This window comes from Shewanella sp. NKUCC01_JLK (assembly GCF_019345615.1).
Taxonomy (GTDB): Bacteria; Pseudomonadota; Gammaproteobacteria; order Enterobacterales; family Shewanellaceae; genus Shewanella; species Shewanella oncorhynchi.
On the sequence record NZ_JAHKRD010000020.1, the window covers coordinates 44226 to 61473 of the forward strand.

Genomic DNA, 17248 nt, shown 5'->3' on the forward strand with positions numbered 1-17248 from the left:
TTTTATATCATATTTTGTTAAGTTGTTGGAAATCGGGAGCGTTAATGTCACAACAAGGTGCTTTTAAGCCTAAAAGTAAGCCAAGAGATTTGCAGCTTGATGGACTCAAGCTGCCACCGCATTCAATTGAGGCTGAACAATCGGTATTAGGCGGCTTGATGTTAGATGCCGAAGCGTGGGACAGGGTAGCTGAGGCTGTCGTAAAAGAGGATTTTTACTCTCGCTCACATAAGATGATCTTTTCTGCCATGCACAGATTGGTCGATTTAGGGCAACCGATCGATTTGATCACTGTTTCTGAACAGCTCGAAGTTGAGAACCAATTAGAAGATGCCGGTGGTTTTGCCTATTTAGGTGAGATTGCGAAAAATACCCCAAGTGCGGGTAATATTTTATCTTACGCTGAAATCGTCCGTGAACGTGCTGTCGTTCGTGACATGATCCGCGTCGCGCATGAGATTGCCGATGCGGGCTATAACCCAGAAGGTCGGGACTCGGGTGAATTACTCGACCTGGCTGAGAGTAAAGTATTTAAGATCGCCGAGATGCGAACCAATGCTAATGAAGGTCCCGAAGGCATTAAAACCATTCTGGAAAAAACCGTCGATAAGATTGAGCAGCTTTATAACAACCCCCATAACGGTGTGACTGGAGTTTCGAGCGGCTTTAACGATTTGGATAAGATGACCGCTGGTTTCCAGTCTGGCGACTTGATTATCGTTGCTGCGCGTCCTTCTATGGGTAAAACCACCTTTGCGATGAACTTGTGCGAACAGGCCGCAATGAATGAAGATAAACCCGTACTTATTTTCAGTCTCGAGATGCCGTCAGAACAGATTATGATGCGTATGCTGGCCTCCTTGGGCCGCGTTGATCAAACCAAAATCCGTACTGGTCAACTCGATGATGAAGATTGGGCGCGGGTTTCATCGACCATGGGTATCATGCTCGAACAAGGTAAAATGTATATTGATGATGGTTCGGGATTAACCCCGACAGAAGTTCGCAGCCGCGCGCGTCGTATCGCCCGTGAGTACGGTGGTTTATCTATGATCATGATAGATTACCTGCAGTTAATGCAGGTGCCCGCCTTAAAAGATAACCGTACCTTAGAAATTTCTGAAATTTCACGCTCGCTGAAAGCATTAGCCAAAGAGTTGGAAATCCCGATTATTGCCCTGTCGCAGCTTAACCGCTCGCTCGAACAAAGGGCCGATAAACGTCCTGTTAACTCGGATTTACGTGAATCAGGCGCTATCGAGCAAGATGCGGATCTCATCATGTTTATTTATCGCGATGAAGTGTATAACAACGATTCTCAAGATAAAGGCACGGCAGAAATCATCATTGGTAAGCAACGTAACGGCCCCATTGGTCGGGTGCGGCTCACTTTCCAAGGGCAATTTTCGCGTTTCGATAATTATGCTGGGCCGCAGTTTGAAGAAGATTAATTGACGTTTAAAAACAGTCAGTTTGCGTTTGCAGAAGATGAGCTGTATTGATGTATTTTTTATTTCCTGAGTAAACAAGGTAAATTTTGAACCCTTTTCCCCGTGCAGAAATTAGCAGTAGTGCACTGCAAACCAATCTCGCTGCGTTGCGTCAACAGGCACCAGCGAGTCGTGTGATGGCCGTCGTTAAAGCGAACGGTTATGGTCATGGATTATTGAATGTCGCTAATTGTTTAGTTAGTGCCGATGGCTTTGGCCTAGCACGATTGGATGAGGCCTTAGAATTACGAGCGGGCGGCGTGATAGCGCGTTTATTGTTACTAGAAGGTTTTTTCCGTGCCACCGATCTTCCGTTACTCGTCGGGCATGATATTGACACTGTAGTGCACCACTGTTCTCAGCTTGAGATGTTAGAGCAAACTGTGTTGTCAAAACCTGTCACTGTCTGGCTTAAAGTGGATTCAGGCATGCATCGTTTAGGTTTTACGCCCGAACAATTTTCAACGGTTTACGCAAGGTTAATGGCCTGTCCCAATGTGGCAAAACCGATCCATTTGATGACACATTTTGCCTGTGCGGACGAGCCTGAAAACACCTATACCTCAGTACAGATGGCGGCTTTTAATACGTTAACGGCAGGCTTGCCCGGATTTAGAACCTTAGCAAACTCTGCTGGTGCCTTGTATTGGCCTCAGAGCCAAGGCGATTGGATCCGTCCTGGTATCGCACTCTATGGTGTATCTCCTGTTACTGGTGATTGCGGTGCGAATCACGGGCTAGTTCCTGCGATGGAATTGGTATCACAGTTGATTGCGGTACGGGATCATAAAGCCAATCAGCCAGTGGGCTATGGTTGTTTCTGGACCGCGAAGCAAGATACTCGTTTAGGCGTAGTGGCGATTGGTTATGGTGATGGTTATCCTCGCAATGCACCGGAAGGCACACCCGTGTGGGTCAATGGTCGCCGCGTACCCATAGTCGGCCGTGTTTCTATGGACATGTTGACTGTTGACTTAGGCCAAGGGGCACAAGATAAAGTTGGGGATAGTGCATTGCTGTGGGGTAAGGCATTACCCGTGGAGGAAGTCGCTGAACATATTGGCACTATCGCTTACGAATTAGTCACTAAGCTTACGCCAAGGGTTGCTGTTTGCTTAGCTTAACCCTGACAGATGGAATTATTCTGGGACACTTTTTAGTAAGAAAAGGGTGATTAAACACCGTTTTCTTTTATGTAAAGTGTCAGGATGAATAATTGCCACTACACGAATGGTTACTGCAAATAACACTATGAATTATAGTTATTTGTTAGCGGGAGAAGTGTCGAACCTGTAGGGCTGAGATAGACAAAATAGTGGTTTGCAGTTCACAGTTGGCGACGCAATATGTTTTGGACCTGAGGATGAAGCTGTGCTGAACTGGTGTTAGGCGGCAAAATAGACGATAAAAATACCTCAATTCAGGTTACGGTAAACCAGCCGTTCTGATCTTTGTTATCTGGCTTTAAATAAGCGAATGAAACATAAGATCCAGAGCGACAGGATATTTAATGTATTTTGAGCTGACTGGCTTGATGCATTTTAGCTATTAGTTTTCAAAACATATTTCAATATAAGCAGTACCATGCGGGCTTGTAAATGGCATGATAATCTTAGTGCCATTAGCTTTATGGGAAATAGTATGGCCTTTTCCTGATACGACCATAGGAGTGGCCATTTCAAATTCATAACCTTTTTGACCCAAAAGATTTTTTGCGCCACCAGTCACCATATTCGTAATTTCGCCTACTAAGTCAGTCACTTCCTCGTTAATTTTACCCGGGTTTTCGCCCAGCATATTCTGCATTATCTGCAAAACAAGCTTTTGTTCGAAGGTAATCGACAGTGATCCTTTTGTTTGGGGTCCTACAAGACCGATTAGGCCGGATACATCACCCTTTGCTAAGTTATCTACTTTGATTTGGGGTTTGCCCGGCGTCAAATCCATGCTCGCCATCGTAGATATGACATTGAGCAAAGATTGGAGGAAAGGATTAATAAAATTAACGTTCATGCCTAAGTTTGTCCTCTTTTGAGCCTAAACCATGGAGTAATGGCATTGCTTAAGGCTATTAGAAAAGTTGCTTATCGACAGCAATCTTGATCACACTCTATCAGCTTAGATGAGACAGCTATAAATGTGAGGCTAATTTAAAGATATTCTTATCATTTATCTGAGTTATAGGCCGCTAAAGCTCCATATAACCGTGCCCTTTATTGTTTAGACCGTTTTGTATGATGGTTTATAAGTTTGCTTGGAAGACACTTATCGTCAAATAGCGTTGTTTTACGTCTTATACATACAAAAATGGGCTGCATTAGCCCCATTCATAGTGGCTCATGAGTGCCGATGCTGCAAAGTTTTTTAGCCTTTTTATGGAGTAACTCGACTTTTATTTGCACTTGAACTTGTGAGAAGGCGTTGCTACTCAACTCTCTATCCCATCGCGTCTTACGTAATCCCATTTTATATGGCTATTTTCGGCATTGTGGAGTGCTATCAAAAAGGCGTCTTGGCCTTGAGTGTCTTAGCTGACTTTGTAAAAGTACGATGTTCGCTGTAAACTGTCTCACTTTTTTGCTTCACCCTAACGACGCATTTGTAGTGTGTTGTTCAGTACGTGTTTTCAGGTCAATTACTGGGAACACCATCTTGAGCGCTCAATCTTATAATTTGGGATACCTCACAGGATGCCCGGCAATTAGACAAATGCACAAATGTGTAAAAACAGCTTAAAATGTGAGCGTGATGATTCAATCTAAAATGAGTAAAAACCCTGTTATATCAGCTATTCCAATCGTTAGGACCTTTTCCATTGCGCCCATGTTGGATTGGACTGATTTTATTGTTTTCAGAGGGCTGTAAGCTAGTGTGGGAGCCATATGGGGGATTAGTGATTTGTTTTGTTATCAATGGGGCACCGTTAAATGATTGGGGCCCCGTTAGGTTTAGGTCGGTATGCAGTTAAACAAATTTAGATTATAGGCTGAGCCAAGCACCTTCCCATTCATAAATACTCAGCAACTCGCCAGTGTCCCGCAAGGGTGATAAGTCCACAAATATTTTCAAGCTTAAATGTCCGTGTCACTTCGTCCGTCCCCATTGTTTCTTGGTGACGCTTGTGGTGAAAATTAATGAATACCTTGCTCCAAACAGGTAAGATTTTTCCGTTCTGATACTGTAACTACGCATACGCATTTCTTCTTGAACACCCCTTAAAAAATGGGCTTTCATACTCATGATTTCCACCTCTAAAATGCTGTTTTTATATACAGTATTATTTGGGAGTCGCTGAGATCAAGGAAGGCCGTAAAAATATTTTGCGCGTTTACACTTATGTCCTCTTATATATTGCATTAATTATCAGAAAGTTAGCTCTTAATGGTTTGAGTTAATAGGTTTGGAAAACGCGCATGCGCGTTTTCCAAGATAGTGTATTTGGCAGAAAGCTGATAAGTTCTTTGCAATACAGCTAGTTAACGGTGCGCGTTTACACTGGTCCAACGAGGTAAACGCGCATGCGCACTAATAAAATGTTAGGGCTCTGAATGAACAGAGAGTATTCGATCTACAAAACTCTTAAGCTGCTTGCTAGACAGCGAGTCGGAATGGTACTTCAGCCTGGTAACGTCTGGGTTATAGAGAACTCCATGCCGATGACAGAAACGAACGAAGAGAACATTCAAACGTGCCTTATGCGTGGCTGGATAGAAGTGTTGCGTGAGTCAGTGCCAACACAACAATTGCCACCCGATGGTAACTTAAGAAACTTATCAGCAGTAACAAGTCAGCATATTTATCGCTTAACTGAGGGTGGCTGGAATGCAATCCATAGAACACGCTCAATAAATTTATTAGGTTTGATCGTAGGTCTCATAGGTATTGGCATTGCAGTTCTATCGCTACAGCCCTAACAATGCGCTCAAATCGTTCGCTTCGCTCACTGGGACGGGCTAAAGCCCGCCCCTTAGCTTAATCGTTATGAAATATTGAGAGGAATCGATTGAAGTGGAAAGTGTTGAGCATTCTTTTTTAAAAAATATCGCTATAGAAATTTTGAACAATTTTTCAAATTCTCGTCTTTATGGATTTACTGAGACTGAGCGAAAAAAATTTGATTTATCTTGTATGTTAGAGCGCGACTGGAGTCGCCCTCTGGTCGGGCAAGTTCTGTGGCGTCATTCAGATGGCATAGAGAAAGATATTAGAACACTTCTTTCTGATCAAGAATCAGAGATACAACTCTACGTTGCAAGTGACAAGGTAAAGCATCATGCTCTTTTTGAAGAGGTTATATCTGATTACAAAAAGACAAGTTTGGCTGAAAATTTGTGGAAATTAAAAACAATTTGGGTGCCTAGTGATTTCGATGCAGATAAGGATGATCATAGAGGTACAGTTAAAGAAATCATTCAACGACAAATTGTAAATGACTTACTTTTTAATGTTATTTTTGGCAATTTAACTCGGAGTGATTTTACAAATTTTTGTTACTCTTCAGGTACTCCAGGGTTAAATATTGCTATATTGCATGAAATAGCAACAAAAGGTTTTTTAAATATTAGCTCACTATCAAAGTCATTGCGCGTAAGTACAGGCCCAATCCGAGAAAGGCTTTCTCTCCTTTTAGGAATTGGTGTTCTAACAACACCAAAAGGAGGCTCCGCCTATGCGGATACTGTTAAAGGAAGGGTGTTATTAGAATTAATATCGGCCACTTTAATAGACATTGAGAGTCAGCATGAAAATCATGAGCTGCACTATGTTCTTGGTTTGCTGGGTGCCACAGTCGATAAAGAAGCTGTATATCAAGAATCTGACGATGTGTTTCCATCGAACTCTTATCTTATGCTATTTGATCAAATCAAGCATGCGCTCAGTGGTTGGGAATTGCCGTTGAGAGAAATTGACTACTCCCAAAAAATTGAACTGGAAATACCCAGTTAAGCATGTTCATAACAAGTCGTTGCAGCTCGTGCGCTTCGCACACTGGACAGTTTTTAAGTCGCGGTTTTGTGGTTTTGCTGCGCAAAATTGTTCCACAAAACCACAACTTAAAAACTGCCGCTGAACTCGGCGTTATATTTCATTTTCTACTACAGGTGGCTTCTATGGATGATGATTTAGATTTTGACTTCGAAGAGTTTGAACGAGAGTTTGAACGAGAGTGTGAGCAACATGAAAAAGAAATGGACACTTTAAATGCTCAACTCGACAATGCTTTCGAATGGATGGATCTTTTATTTGATCTTCAGTCTTCAATTGAAAGGTTCAATGAAAATATGAACTCATTAAATCTAGGCATTGAAAGCCAAAAAAAAGAATCTGAACCTAACTGTTTTTTATATGGAACTTTACTTATAGGTATAATTTCTGCTTATGAAGGTTTTATCCATGAATTATTTAATGCTTGTTGTAATAAAACAGACTATATAAAAGATGCATTACTAAACATTAAAAAGCTCACTAGTGAAGATGCCAGGCACTTAAAAATAAGCACAAAAAAAACACTATCAGAAGGTGAACTCAAACAAAAGTTGCTCAGTGCAACACTCCATGATCCTATTCAAATCTCTAGGCTTTCGGAACGGTTGTTTGGATTGAAAATGCCAACTATTAAAAATGATTTCTCTAAGAAATTATTAGAGCTTAGAAATGCCTTTACTCACAATAACGGTTATTTAGGTGGTGAGTATGTTAAACCAAGTTATCACGACGCAAAAACAGTTCACCACCTTTTTGTCGCTTTAGTTAATGGTTACGTTAACAGTATAACAAAAAACGCTGATGTGGATTTAGAGTCTATGAAATAGTTGGTATTGAAATATAACAATCGGCTGCACCGGACAAATTTCCGCTGTCCTTTTTGTGCAAAAGGCGCATAAAATCCGCCATCAAAAATTTGCTCGGTGAGCCGGGCGTTAAACGTCAACATATGGAATCGCGCATGAGCAAATACTATCCGCCACAATTTAAAGAGGAACAGTTCCACTGTTTGCTTTGTTCAGTATTTGCCAAGCAAACTTGGGGTACTCTTTTTATTCCAACTATAGGCCCTAGCGCATTTACCTTTTCACGATGCAATCACTGCTGGGAGCGTTGCTTTTGGTACGACGGAAGGATGGTTGTTCCATCAGAGGCTCCAGTTCCTCCACCTCACCTAGATCTCCCTCAAAGCTGCCTAGATGAATACAATGAAGCACGAGATATCGTCGCTAGATCACCTAGAGCCGCAGCAGCATTACTACGGCTCTGCCTGCAAAAACTTATGCCGGAGCTTGGGGAGAAAGGCAAAAATATAAATGATGATATTGGGTCTTTAGTGAAAAAAGGCTTACCAATAGAAATTCAGCAAGCGCTAGATTACTGTCGTGTCGTTGGCAATAACGGCGTCCATCCAGGCGAAATTGAACTAACTGATAACCCAGAAATAGCCCACAGCTTATTTGAAATGCTCAATTTCATTGTAGAAGATCGAATATCACGCCCTAAAAAAATTGCAGCCCTCTACAACGTTCTTCCAGAAGGAGCATTAAAAGCTGTAGCTAAACGTGACAGTGCCGACAATTACGCTTAACAATGCGCTCACTTCGTTCGCTGGGACGGCGTTTCGTCCCCCCCTTAGCTTAATCGTTATGCATTAAATTCAGAATATGGAGATTTTCGTGGACAGAAAAATATTTAAATTGCCTTTTACAAGAGCTGCTCTACAAGACTGGCAATGTCCGACCTGTCAAAAAGGACTTTTGAAAATAAAAGAAGGTACTTTTTTTAGTGAAGAAACATCTTCATCAAGAAAAGCACATGATCATGAAGATTGGGATCCCGATTGGATCTCATATGTATATTCATGTTTATTAGAATGTTCAAATAATACATGTAAAGAGATTGTCTCAAATACAGGCATGGGTTTTGTTGATTGGGATATAGAACACGACGAACATGGCTATCCTGAGCAAGTTTACGGTGATTTTTTCAAGCCATTATTTTTTCATCCTCATTTAAAATTAATATCCGTACCTGAAAGCACTCCTGATGAAGTTAAGAAAAAATTAAATGATTCGTTCCAGTTATTTTTTAGCTCGCCACCTGCCGCTTCGAACCATGTAAGAGCTGCTATTGAGTCAGTGCTTAATAATTTAAATGTTATTCGATATCGTGTTTCTAATGGTAAACGACGTTTAATAAATTTACATCAAAGAATAGATCTCTTACCTACCAAATATGATGAGCTTAAAGAGTTACTAATTGCGGTCAAATGGTTAGGTAATGCAGGCAGTCACTCAGGCAAAGAGTTGACTACTGATGATGTTATGGATGCATATGAAATAATGGAACACATACTCTCTGAAATATACGACAGTAAATCTGCAAAATTAAAAGCCCTAGCTAAAAAAGTTAACAAGGCAAAGGGTCCTAAGAGTTAATGTATAAAAAGCTGTTAAACAAGGGCAAAAAACTGTTGTTTTTTGCTCCTTCGTCGCTCATTTTAACCAACTATTTTATTGCCTGTTAACTGGGCGCTGGGGGATCCCCTCATAATTGGGTCTTCCAGCGTCATGAACTAAGTTTATATATTCGATTAATGCCCTGCGAAAAATTGCCTCTTTTACCGGATATTTGTCTCGTTTACGGACTTCCTTTCCAAGTCTAATAATTGATAGCACTGACGCTTTCTCACTGTATTGGCTTGAAAATATCGCTGCTATTCAAGGTGTTGTGCCGCTAACCTAAGACGCCACAACACGATTTCAGCCAGCATAGCGATAAGCAGCAATACATCATATCGCTTTGGACAACGGCTGCGGCATTGTCTGAGGCCCATGCCATATTGCGGACTTTTTAAATCGCGTAAGGTCATCATCCGCAGTTGTTCGCGTACAGCAGACCAATCCACAAGAATAATGTGCATCACTCTTAATTCATAGAAAATACGTCGCGGATACTGTGTATATTATTGATAAATATAGGATTTATGTTTAACGGTATGTGGATTTTCGAGCAGTCGGTTAATGCGCTTAATATTGTGTTTTGGTGCAACGTTACCTGTTATGTTCCGTCCTAACTGAGTTAACGAGAGTTGATTGCCATCGAGTAAAGACTCAGTATCAACCATCTGAGAATTAAGGTGTATTTGAGGGCATTGTTTTTTGAGTAAATTGTGTAATATGTTGATATCAAGCATGATGTTGGATCTATTAGGTTTTTGGCGAAATGGATTAGATCAAACTGCATCATGCGTGTCTACTTATTTGAATCTCATCGAGTTTATCTGGGGATTCGCTAGAACGCGGCGTTATAGTGCTAGCTAGCACCAGTTTACAATTAAGGGTTGTATGAATAAGTTACCATTACTAAATGTGTTCGAAAAGCCATATGAATTGTGGGAAGTGAGAAACCAAACACCCGAAGAAATGATGCAATCTGGTTGCATGTTCAAAAGAATCAAAGTAAAGCTTAAAGCCAGATTACATGATCATGTAGATGCGGCAAAACATATGATTCTTGAAGGGACAGACAATCAGTTAGAACGTTTCATTAAGGATTACCTGAAAAAATCTGCTAGTTTCAAAGAGATTCGGAGTCAGATGCCATCTAAAACTCCAAAGTCTTTATCTGATTACCAGCGAAGATTTCAACGCGCTACTTTCGAGCAAGTTTCTATCGATATTAATAATTGTGGCAAAATTCTTAGCGACGACCAGTATTTATTCCATGGAGGACTGCTCCCTATTAATATCGGTGAGTCTTTCATCACGGAAAGACCATTTTCTACTAGTTTTTGCCCACAAATTGCTCTAAGAAACGCAGAATGGGGTGGTAAAGCTTATGATGCTGGTGAGGTTAATTTATGTGTTTTACGTACCGTTAGTTCTCAAACTAAAACTTTTATTTTTAGGCTTAACGGAACTGATAAAGGACATGAAGTAGAGGTGTTATTTGCAGCTGGTGCTAAAATCACACTTCGTAATAAAGTTGAAATAAGAAATTGTAATGTATATAAAGCTTGTCGTCTGCATCCCGGTAGACTTCTTAAAAAAGAAATACCTTTCTATTTAGTTGAAGTGGATATTTCTTAAATCTCCCCTATAACAAACAATTCAACGCGGACGACTAAAGCTAGGCTTGGTTCGCTGCGCTCACAATCTTAGCCAAGCTTCAGTAGCCGATTATTTGGACGTTAATCCATAGAAATTTTAACCCGTTCTCTACCTGCGCCTCAGGAACCGCATAAATCAAATCGCTTGGTTTAAAATCGGGCGGCATGCTCTCGCATTCCCCCCTCACAATAAACGAGCGCTTACTGCATCTGATCGGGCAGGGTAAAGCTCTACATCGAGGGGAGAGGGTTATTTACTTTTTAGGTAAGCGTCCGCCGCTGGCTAAGCACTCTTTGATTGTTTCGTATGAGGTATAGTTTTTAGTGCGTTTATAAGAGCGACTGGATTTGTCGTGGCAAATATCATTTTTGCTCTTTTTTACATTGGGTTCACTGGCATCTTCATTGGCGAAGCTGGCAGGGGTAAATAAACATAACATTAAGCAAGCTGATATCCATCTCATCCATTAACTCCTTTTAATTACTACTCACTATTTAAAAAATCATTACAGTGCTTTGCCTGTAAACACCACTTTGCCGACGATGGTGCAGTTACCATTGATTTCGACAAATTTATTCGGCCAGTCGGGGTTTAGGGCTTTGAGGTATTTCTTATTGCCATCGATGATCAGCTGCTTGAAGGTGGCTTGGTTTTCATCATCCAGGCGCGCCACTACGTAACTGCCGTTCTCCACCTGTGCGTCGGGGTCGACATAAATCAAATCGCCTTCTTCGAACTTCGGCAGCATGCTCTCGCCTTCCACCCTCACAATAAACGATCGTTTGCTGCATTTGATCGGGCAGGGGTAAAGCTCAACATCGAGAGGGGCCACTTCGTGAATATCTGTCCACACACCTGCTTGTACCATGCTTATCAGTGGTAAATAGTTGCCCGCACTGGCGACCACGGTCGCGTTATCCATTTCACCCACGCCAAAACGCAAAAACTCTGGAGAGGTCTTTAAGACTTCAGCTAGCCGTTCAAGATTTCTTGGGTTTTTAGTTATTCCCGCTTCTATTTTTTGCAATGCGGTTTGGCTTGTCGACGCGAGCTCAGCAACTTGGAGCTGAGTCATTCCTAAAGCTGTGCGAAGTTTTTTTATTCTTTCTGCAATATCCATAAATACCTATAAATCAGTTAGTTGTTAATTTGAGATGACATCATAAACAACTTTTATTCATTATTAAAACTTTTAGGGGTATTTACAAAGGATTTAAATTCATGTCAAATACGCTTTAATGTAATTGACAGGAATTAAAGTGATGAGCGCTATCGAGTCGGCAGTAAAAATAATCGGCGGCCAAACCAAGACAGCGAGGCAATTTAACATTAGACAGACGCATGTTTGGAAATGGATCCATGTCAACAAGCAAGCCCCTGCCAAGTACATCAAGCGCATTGCTGCGCTGACCAATCACGAGGTCACAGTTGAGCAGTTGCTGGCTGACCATGAACAAAACCATCAAGCCAAGGGCATACAGCAATGAATATGGCCTTTGCATTACTGGCGCGTTTTGAGTCACCAGTGGTGGCACTTAAGGATATTAGTGACGAGTTTTTAGGGTTAACCCCTAAAACCGCAGAGCAAAAGGCAAAGGCGCAAGATTTGCCGTTCCCGACCTTTAAGCTGCGCGACTCGGAGCGCTCACCTTCGCTGGTTAATGTGCAGGATTTGGCGGCGTACATGGACAGCCAGTATGCGTTATCGCGTAAAGACTGGGACACGATTCAGCAAGCCAAGCGCTAATGCAGCAGCTAATACAACAGCTTATAGGCACGGCAACGCAGGAGGATTTATGAGTTATCGGCAAATAAAAGGCACCACGATTGAAGTACCAGATTGGGTACAAGTACCGGCTTTCGCGGAGTTTAGTGAAGCAAAATTGGAGAAGAGCCGGCGCGCGATTGCGTATCTACGCAGTAAGTATTTTGGGAATGGAGTTGGTAAACGAAAAACCAGAGTCGCAGAAAAAACAAAGCCACAACCGCTGTAACGGTTATGGCCGATATCACTTAATGAGGCACACCAAATGATGGCAAGAAGCATAGCAGTAACTTCCCCTTTAATTCAAGCACCCGCCCTAATTTTGTCGGCGCTGACCACAGCGCAGGAGGCTAATGCCTTTATGAACCAATTTAATTTTGACCTTAACAATCATTACCACAGCAGCATGCGCCGGCTAATGGTGGATGTGCATACCCGCCATGGTGATGCGCTCGCGGATGCAAACCCTATGAGCGCTGCACGTTATCGCGGTATGGCGGCAGGGCTTGAGCGCGTTGCGCTATTGGTGCTGAACGATTCAATTCTGTACCACGCGTGTAGCGAGCTGGGCGATGAGCTTGAGCGGCTACATGAAGAAATGATGGCGGAGTCTGAACAATAAAAGTGGGGGATTTATGAAATTAGCCAATGTCGAGTTATCAGAAATCAGAGTTGTCTCGCTTTACGTGATCACCTGTTTCATGTGTGAAAAACAACTCCATCTAGCCGCGAGTGAAATTGATGCCAGCGTTAGTGATGCAGCAGCAATGGCCGCTTCACAGGGCTGGCATAGCTACGAAACCAGCGATGAAAGCTGTTCTGTTGCCTGCCCAAGCTGCATTAAAGAAGCGCAGGAAAACGAAGGGGAGGATTAAGCATGTGTACGTTAGCCGCAGCAGAACGAATGTTAGCCACTGGCAAGTTTTACAGCGCCGGCACCTTAGCCGCCGAATTAGGCATTTCGGCCGCGAGTGCGTCGGGCAAGTTATCGAACATTCGTTCTTCAAAAAAATATCAGTGCGTGGTGACGCCTTTGCCCAATCGCAAGGTCAAGGTTGTTGCCATTAATGGTAAGTCTGTTTCTAAACAATCGATGTGGGATTTGGTGCTGTTTAAGCGGCCATTACCGCAGGGAGTGCACGCATGAGTCAGCATTGCCAAATCATTGCAGAACTAGGCTCAGCACCGCGGCCTGTTTTTAATGGGCGCCACCCAGCGGGTTTGCGCAGTGACGGTTTGCCTTATGCCAGCCGCTGCAAAGTGAGCGCTGCAAAACGCGCGCGGACTCGCCGTATTGAAGATATGGCGTTAGCCAAAGAACTGGGCATTAACCTAGAAGAATTACAGGGCGGTGCTCTATGAATGATCATCAAGCCGACACTGAATTTAGTTGTCCCACTCACTCTAAAAATGGTGGCTGAGTCATGGCTAAAAAGTCGCACCGTTTCGCGCATTTATTGCAGCACTTTCGAGCTAATCGGGTGGATTTATTGATCCGCCTGAGACAGTACCAAGAAGACCCTACAGAGCTAAGCTTAGCAAGATTAGCCGCAGTACTGGGCGCACTTGAGTGCCTTTACTGGCAGGCGCTTGGCTGTGACGAAGTGTTATTTGCTAAAAAAATTGCGCGTACTACCGAGGCGTCAGCAGCTTACACCACTGACGCTATTGGTTGTATCACTAGCATTTTTTCAGCAAAACACTGAGCTGGAGCCGTATTACCCAATGAGCGCGCACACATCTTCTAATCCTTTTCCTTTTAAGCGGCGTTTGCAGCATTTGCCAACGCCGCTTGCTGATGACGTACTGGCAGCATTTGCTGTTGCAGCCGATCGCTTGCCTGCCGCACCGGTGGACTTGTGGGAGGATGAGGTTGTTGGCGTGCGGGAAAAGATTGATACCACTCGCTTGTATCAGCCTATTTTCGATAAGCCAGCAGAGCGTTTTACCGCGGCAAAAGGGTTTGAAATGCTTGCGCCGCTGTCATTCCATGTGCGCAATAAAGTACAAAATACCTATCAGCAACGTGTTAATCGCGGTGGCATTATTGCTGGCTCGGCGTATTTACGCGAAACCATTCAAAAGTTAACAGTGGTTTGGCATAAGTACCCATTTTTTAAAATATCGGGCATGAAGTTTGTTAAGCAACCAGAGTCTGTTGAGCAAGATGATGCTGTTGATAAGGATGAGATTGAAAACAGATTATTAGCTAAAGCGTCGCCATTCAGCGCTTTTAGGTTATTGCGCCATCGTAAGTCCACTGAACTAAAAAAGGCTTCAGCAATCATTGCAGATACTTGCATGCAGCAGGTTAAAGAGATTGCCGCTAGTGCAGACAAGGAGGTTGCTTATTTTGATGCCTATGACGCCGCCGCCAAAATATGCCAAACATGGGGTGTTATTTCGCCCTACTGGAATGCAGTAAAACGTGATCATATCGAAGATGCTGCCGAGTGCGCCATATTGCGCATGACTTGTGCAAAGTGGTGGGGCAGGCAGTTGCTAAAGTTGCGTGACCAATGCTGTGAGCATTTATGTATTGTTGTCGGCTTAGCTAATCAACACACGCCGTTTGTGAGTGACGAGTGCTTTAGCGAGTGGACCTCGCAGCAACGTACTGCGATGCAATGGCTCGAAAGCACAATGATTGAAAACGAAGCGGGGGTGATATTGCCGCTGATTGAAGCGGCGATGGCCGGTAATGCGAACCCTTCTAACCGTTTAGTTGAGCTGATTGTGCGTGCTCGTGGCTTAGATGAAATGGCTGAAGAGTCGGGCAAAATTGGCTTTATGGTCACGCTTACTTGCCCAAGTAAGTTTCACATGAAATCCCACAAATGGGATTTGAACAACGCCAAAACCGCCCAGCAATATCTGGTAAACGTGTTTGCTAAAATCCGCGCTGCATTAAGTTACCGCAATATTCCCTTTACCGGCTGCCGCGTCACCGAGCCGCACAAAGATTCAACCCCGCACTGGCATATGCTGTGTATGGTCAAGCCTGAGCATGAGCTGGCAGTAAAAGCCATTATCAAAAAATACGCCTATGAAGTTGACGGCGACGAGCCAGGCGCAAAAGAGCACCGTTTATTAATTGAGGCGATTGATAAGCAAAAGGGTTGCGCTGTGGGTTACATCATTAAGTACCTTTCAAAAAACATCATGGGCGAGCACATGCAAGGCGAGTTAGACCTTGAGACGGGCAAGCCTGTTAATGAGGTTGCGCCACGCGCCACAGCTTGGGCTAACCGCCACCGCATCCGCCAGTTTCAATTTTACGGCACATCATCAGTGCAGGTTTGGCGCGAATTGCGCCGGCTAAAAGTCGGACCGCAATCGCCAGAGATTGAGGCCGCTAAAGCTGCTGCGTGTAACTCGGACTGGAAAGCTTTTGAATATGCCATGAAAAATGCCCAGCTATCACTTAACTATGAAGTCACCCCGCAGGGGAATGAGTACGGCGAGATGACTAAGCGCGTGCAGGGCATTAGCGGCATTGCTTTTGGCAAAAAGCGCTTAATCATCACACGTGGCGAGCGCTGGAAACTGCGCAAGGCCAATGATGATGAACTGGAGGCATACAAGATTTTAAAGCAGCGCCGCAAAGACTTATTTACCGTTAATCGTGCCATGAATGCTGAAAGCCGGTTTTCAAGAAAAGAACTCAAAGACGCTATGCCGAAGTGGAGCATGGCGCTGTTGCCGTTGCCTTTTGGTTCTCCTTGGACTTGTAGGAATAACTGTACAGACCCTGTTTTGGAGGAGGTTGATAGCCGAATTATCAGGCACCTTGCGCAGGTAGGCATTACTGACCCTGCCAACATTGAGCGGTTATTGTTCGATGGTTGTCGAGTGATGGATGCCGACGGCGGTGAATGGTGGGTTGATGATGGCCAGCTGCGGAACGAACCGTATCGATACAATCAGATTGAGGGGCTTTCTCTGGATAAATTGCTTTCAAGTATGGAGTTGTGGTCAGCGACAATTTAAGTTCGGTAAAAATATCGCAGTTAATGTGATTCTATTTAACATTTTGATATTTATATTTTTAATTGCGGCGTGATGATGGCGTATCTGTACAAAAGATGACTATGGATCCGATAATAATTTTGCATAGAAAACTTTTCTTTTGAAATGTGTTCGTCCTGAAAGTCATGCACCTATCGAATATGTGGAGGATCGTTGAGGCACAGCAGTTTGTGTTCCAATTTGAGATAACCATAATAAATAATAAAATGACTTTAGTGGAACAAATGCTGTTGTTAGTTAATATGTATAGCTGCTCAGGCAGCGAGACAAAAAAGGACTTGACCGTTTCAATCATGGCGCAGGTACTGGCTGCTCAGTAGTATAGCGACTAACTAAAATGAAAGTTAAAACGCTAATTCACGCTGTAGGTTTTGCGCTGTTCGGGGGATAGCGCTTTGGCTAATACAGTAATGATTTCTGATGTGTTTTTTGCAGAGGGGCTTTGCGTGTGGCTAAACGACACATTCTGGGTCGGTGCAGGAACAGTAAAGATTGGCGTGTGCTACGCTCAATCAGTCGGTTGTACCGATAACGGCTTTTTTACCGCAACTAGTACATAGAATCCGCATACTGATCTCCCAATCACTTGTACGCCAGAGTATTGTTATTTTGAATAACGATCTTAACTTGAGAGCTTGCACATTAGACTTTCGACTACCGACAAGTGCTTCATCTATCTCCTAAAATTTTGATTAGGAGACTGTTACAATTTGGAGTTGAATTTGGGTTTCATTATGCGTATAACACTTTGTATGAGTGAGGTTGTAAACAGGGCAACCACATGAGTGCTTACTTTTTAAACTCTACGTTTAACCTGCAAGCAAAATAACAAGCAATCATCCTATTTATGAATATTTAATGAA

At 43.1% G+C, this 17248-nt stretch carries 20 protein-coding genes and 2 pseudogenes; 17 read left to right on the forward strand and 5 right to left on the reverse strand.

Going from position 1 to position 17248, the window contains the following annotated elements; genetic code table 11:
• Nucleotides 1-44: 44 nt before the first annotated feature.
• Complete coding sequence (gene dnaB, locus KO537_RS19245) at nucleotides 45-1451, forward strand: replicative DNA helicase (protein ID WP_105251415.1); 1407 nt, start codon at nucleotides 45-47, stop codon at nucleotides 1449-1451.
• Between the two features lie 86 nt (nucleotides 1452-1537).
• Nucleotides 1538-2614 carry an alanine racemase gene (gene alr, locus KO537_RS19250; RefSeq protein ID WP_173497178.1) on the forward strand — a complete coding sequence of 359 codons (1077 nt, stop codon included), beginning with the start codon at nucleotides 1538-1540 and terminating at the stop codon, nucleotides 2612-2614.
• 424 nt (nucleotides 2615-3038) lie between these two features.
• Here the strand turns inward: alr and KO537_RS19255 are convergent, their stop codons facing one another.
• Both KO537_RS19255 and KO537_RS23310 read right to left on the reverse strand, forming a co-directional pair.
• Nucleotides 3039-3503: a chemotaxis protein CheX gene (locus KO537_RS19255; protein WP_105251417.1), complete on the reverse strand. Its 465-nt coding sequence runs from the start codon at nucleotides 3501-3503 to the stop codon at nucleotides 3039-3041.
• A 1066-nt stretch (nucleotides 3504-4569) separates the two neighbouring features.
• Nucleotides 4570-4730: pseudogene (locus KO537_RS23310) on the reverse strand (phage integrase N-terminal SAM-like domain-containing protein); the annotation flags it as partial.
• A 410-nt stretch (nucleotides 4731-5140) separates the two neighbouring features.
• On the opposite strand from KO537_RS23310, the gene KO537_RS19260 reads away from it, so the two are divergent.
• The 5 genes from KO537_RS19260 to KO537_RS19280 all read left to right on the forward strand — a co-directional run bounded on the left by KO537_RS19260 (nucleotide 5141) and on the right by KO537_RS19280 (nucleotide 8917).
• On the forward strand, nucleotides 5141-5404 hold the full coding sequence (locus tag KO537_RS19260) for a hypothetical protein (RefSeq protein ID WP_219235361.1): 264 nt from the start codon (nucleotides 5141-5143) through the stop codon (nucleotides 5402-5404).
• Nucleotides 5405-5498: 94 nt separating this feature from the next.
• On the forward strand, nucleotides 5499-6437 hold the full coding sequence (locus KO537_RS19265; protein WP_219235363.1) for a hypothetical protein: 939 nt from the start codon (nucleotides 5499-5501) through the stop codon (nucleotides 6435-6437).
• A gap of 164 nt (nucleotides 6438-6601) precedes the next feature.
• On the forward strand, nucleotides 6602-7303 hold the full coding sequence (locus KO537_RS19270; RefSeq protein ID WP_219235365.1) for a hypothetical protein: 702 nt from the start codon (nucleotides 6602-6604) through the stop codon (nucleotides 7301-7303).
• A 134-nt stretch (nucleotides 7304-7437) separates the two neighbouring features.
• Complete coding sequence (locus KO537_RS19275; protein ID WP_251071160.1) at nucleotides 7438-8067, forward strand: DUF4145 domain-containing protein; 630 nt, start codon at nucleotides 7438-7440, stop codon at nucleotides 8065-8067.
• A gap of 88 nt (nucleotides 8068-8155) precedes the next feature.
• Nucleotides 8156-8917: a DUF4145 domain-containing protein gene (locus KO537_RS19280; RefSeq protein ID WP_219235368.1), complete on the forward strand. Its 762-nt coding sequence runs from the start codon at nucleotides 8156-8158 to the stop codon at nucleotides 8915-8917.
• Nucleotides 8918-8992: 75 nt separating this feature from the next.
• On the opposite strand, the pseudogene KO537_RS19285 reads toward KO537_RS19280, so the two are convergent.
• Nucleotides 8993-9675, reverse strand: a pseudogene (locus tag KO537_RS19285) (hypothetical protein).
• Nucleotides 9676-9826: 151 nt separating this feature from the next.
• Here KO537_RS19285 and KO537_RS19290 point away from each other — a divergent pair.
• Nucleotides 9827-10570, forward strand: a complete 744-nt coding sequence (locus tag KO537_RS19290) for a hypothetical protein (protein ID WP_219235370.1) — start codon at nucleotides 9827-9829, stop codon at nucleotides 10568-10570.
• Nucleotides 10571-10844: 274 nt separating this feature from the next.
• Here the strand turns inward: KO537_RS19290 and KO537_RS19295 are convergent, their stop codons facing one another.
• Together KO537_RS19295 and KO537_RS19300 are read right to left on the reverse strand one after the other, a co-directional pair.
• Nucleotides 10845-11054: a hypothetical protein gene (locus KO537_RS19295; RefSeq protein ID WP_219235372.1), complete on the reverse strand. Its 210-nt coding sequence runs from the start codon at nucleotides 11052-11054 to the stop codon at nucleotides 10845-10847.
• Nucleotides 11055-11096: 42 nt separating this feature from the next.
• Nucleotides 11097-11711: an XRE family transcriptional regulator gene (locus tag KO537_RS19300; RefSeq protein ID WP_219235374.1), complete on the reverse strand. Its 615-nt coding sequence runs from the start codon at nucleotides 11709-11711 to the stop codon at nucleotides 11097-11099.
• A gap of 142 nt (nucleotides 11712-11853) precedes the next feature.
• Between KO537_RS19300 and KO537_RS19305 the strand changes: the two genes are divergently transcribed.
• The 9 genes from KO537_RS19305 (at nucleotide 11854) to KO537_RS19345 (ending at nucleotide 16346) form a co-directional block, all read left to right on the forward strand.
• Nucleotides 11854-12078: a YdaS family helix-turn-helix protein gene (locus tag KO537_RS19305; protein ID WP_219235376.1), complete on the forward strand. Its 225-nt coding sequence runs from the start codon at nucleotides 11854-11856 to the stop codon at nucleotides 12076-12078.
• Nucleotides 12075-12338 (forward strand): pyocin activator PrtN family protein, encoded by a 264-nt coding sequence (locus KO537_RS19310; RefSeq protein ID WP_113939957.1) that lies wholly within the window; start codon nucleotides 12075-12077, stop codon nucleotides 12336-12338. Before KO537_RS19305 ends, KO537_RS19310 begins: the two co-directional genes overlap by 4 nt.
• 49 nt (nucleotides 12339-12387) lie before the next feature.
• Entirely contained in the window at nucleotides 12388-12585 is a 198-nt protein-coding gene (locus tag KO537_RS19315; RefSeq protein ID WP_014358053.1) for a hypothetical protein, read from the forward strand.
• A 36-nt stretch (nucleotides 12586-12621) separates the two neighbouring features.
• On the forward strand, nucleotides 12622-12978 hold the full coding sequence (locus KO537_RS19320) for a hypothetical protein (protein WP_219235378.1): 357 nt from the start codon (nucleotides 12622-12624) through the stop codon (nucleotides 12976-12978).
• A 13-nt stretch (nucleotides 12979-12991) separates the two neighbouring features.
• Nucleotides 12992-13231 (forward strand): hypothetical protein, encoded by a 240-nt coding sequence (locus KO537_RS19325; RefSeq protein ID WP_219235380.1) that lies wholly within the window; start codon nucleotides 12992-12994, stop codon nucleotides 13229-13231.
• A 2-nt stretch (nucleotides 13232-13233) separates the two neighbouring features.
• Nucleotides 13234-13503 carry a hypothetical protein gene (locus tag KO537_RS19330; protein ID WP_115407002.1) on the forward strand — a complete coding sequence of 90 codons (270 nt, stop codon included), beginning with the start codon at nucleotides 13234-13236 and terminating at the stop codon, nucleotides 13501-13503.
• Nucleotides 13500-13718, forward strand: coding sequence for a hypothetical protein (locus tag KO537_RS19335; protein ID WP_219235381.1), 219 nt, complete (start codon nucleotides 13500-13502; stop codon nucleotides 13716-13718). The genes KO537_RS19330 and KO537_RS19335 overlap by 4 nt, the downstream gene beginning before the upstream one ends.
• Before the next feature lie 62 nt (nucleotides 13719-13780).
• Nucleotides 13781-14062: a hypothetical protein gene (locus KO537_RS19340; RefSeq protein WP_219235383.1), complete on the forward strand. Its 282-nt coding sequence runs from the start codon at nucleotides 13781-13783 to the stop codon at nucleotides 14060-14062.
• Nucleotides 14063-14081: 19 nt separating this feature from the next.
• Nucleotides 14082-16346 (forward strand): replication endonuclease, encoded by a 2265-nt coding sequence (locus KO537_RS19345; RefSeq protein ID WP_219235385.1) that lies wholly within the window; start codon nucleotides 14082-14084, stop codon nucleotides 16344-16346.
• Nucleotides 16347-17248 lie beyond the last annotated feature (902 nt).

What these genes read in the sequence shown, in the direction of transcription:
- dnaB (WP_105251415.1), top strand. Translation starts at nt 45, where the DNA reads ATGTCACAACAAGGTGCTTTTAAGCCTAAAAGTAAGCCAAGAGATTTG.
- KO537_RS19255 (WP_105251417.1), bottom strand. Translation starts at nt 3,503, where the DNA reads ATGAACGTTAATTTTATTAATCCTTTCCTCCAATCTTTGCTCAATGTC.
- KO537_RS19260 (WP_219235361.1), top strand. Translation starts at nt 5,141, where the DNA reads ATGCCGATGACAGAAACGAACGAAGAGAACATTCAAACGTGCCTTATG.
- KO537_RS19270 (WP_219235365.1), top strand. Translation starts at nt 6,602, where the DNA reads ATGGATGATGATTTAGATTTTGACTTCGAAGAGTTTGAACGAGAGTTT.
- KO537_RS19275 (WP_251071160.1), top strand. Translation starts at nt 7,438, where the DNA reads ATGAGCAAATACTATCCGCCACAATTTAAAGAGGAACAGTTCCACTGT.
- KO537_RS19290 (WP_219235370.1), top strand. Translation starts at nt 9,827, where the DNA reads ATGAATAAGTTACCATTACTAAATGTGTTCGAAAAGCCATATGAATTG.
- KO537_RS19295 (WP_219235372.1), bottom strand. Translation starts at nt 11,054, where the DNA reads ATGAGATGGATATCAGCTTGCTTAATGTTATGTTTATTTACCCCTGCC.
- KO537_RS19300 (WP_219235374.1), bottom strand. Translation starts at nt 11,711, where the DNA reads ATGGATATTGCAGAAAGAATAAAAAAACTTCGCACAGCTTTAGGAATG.
- KO537_RS19305 (WP_219235376.1), top strand. Translation starts at nt 11,854, where the DNA reads ATGAGCGCTATCGAGTCGGCAGTAAAAATAATCGGCGGCCAAACCAAG.
- KO537_RS19310 (WP_113939957.1), top strand. Translation starts at nt 12,075, where the DNA reads ATGAATATGGCCTTTGCATTACTGGCGCGTTTTGAGTCACCAGTGGTG.
- KO537_RS19315 (WP_014358053.1), top strand. Translation starts at nt 12,388, where the DNA reads ATGAGTTATCGGCAAATAAAAGGCACCACGATTGAAGTACCAGATTGG.
- KO537_RS19320 (WP_219235378.1), top strand. Translation starts at nt 12,622, where the DNA reads ATGATGGCAAGAAGCATAGCAGTAACTTCCCCTTTAATTCAAGCACCC.
- KO537_RS19325 (WP_219235380.1), top strand. Translation starts at nt 12,992, where the DNA reads ATGAAATTAGCCAATGTCGAGTTATCAGAAATCAGAGTTGTCTCGCTT.
- KO537_RS19330 (WP_115407002.1), top strand. Translation starts at nt 13,234, where the DNA reads ATGTGTACGTTAGCCGCAGCAGAACGAATGTTAGCCACTGGCAAGTTT.
- KO537_RS19335 (WP_219235381.1), top strand. Translation starts at nt 13,500, where the DNA reads ATGAGTCAGCATTGCCAAATCATTGCAGAACTAGGCTCAGCACCGCGG.
- KO537_RS19340 (WP_219235383.1), top strand. Translation starts at nt 13,781, where the DNA reads ATGGCTAAAAAGTCGCACCGTTTCGCGCATTTATTGCAGCACTTTCGA.
- KO537_RS19345 (WP_219235385.1), top strand. Translation starts at nt 14,082, where the DNA reads ATGAGCGCGCACACATCTTCTAATCCTTTTCCTTTTAAGCGGCGTTTG.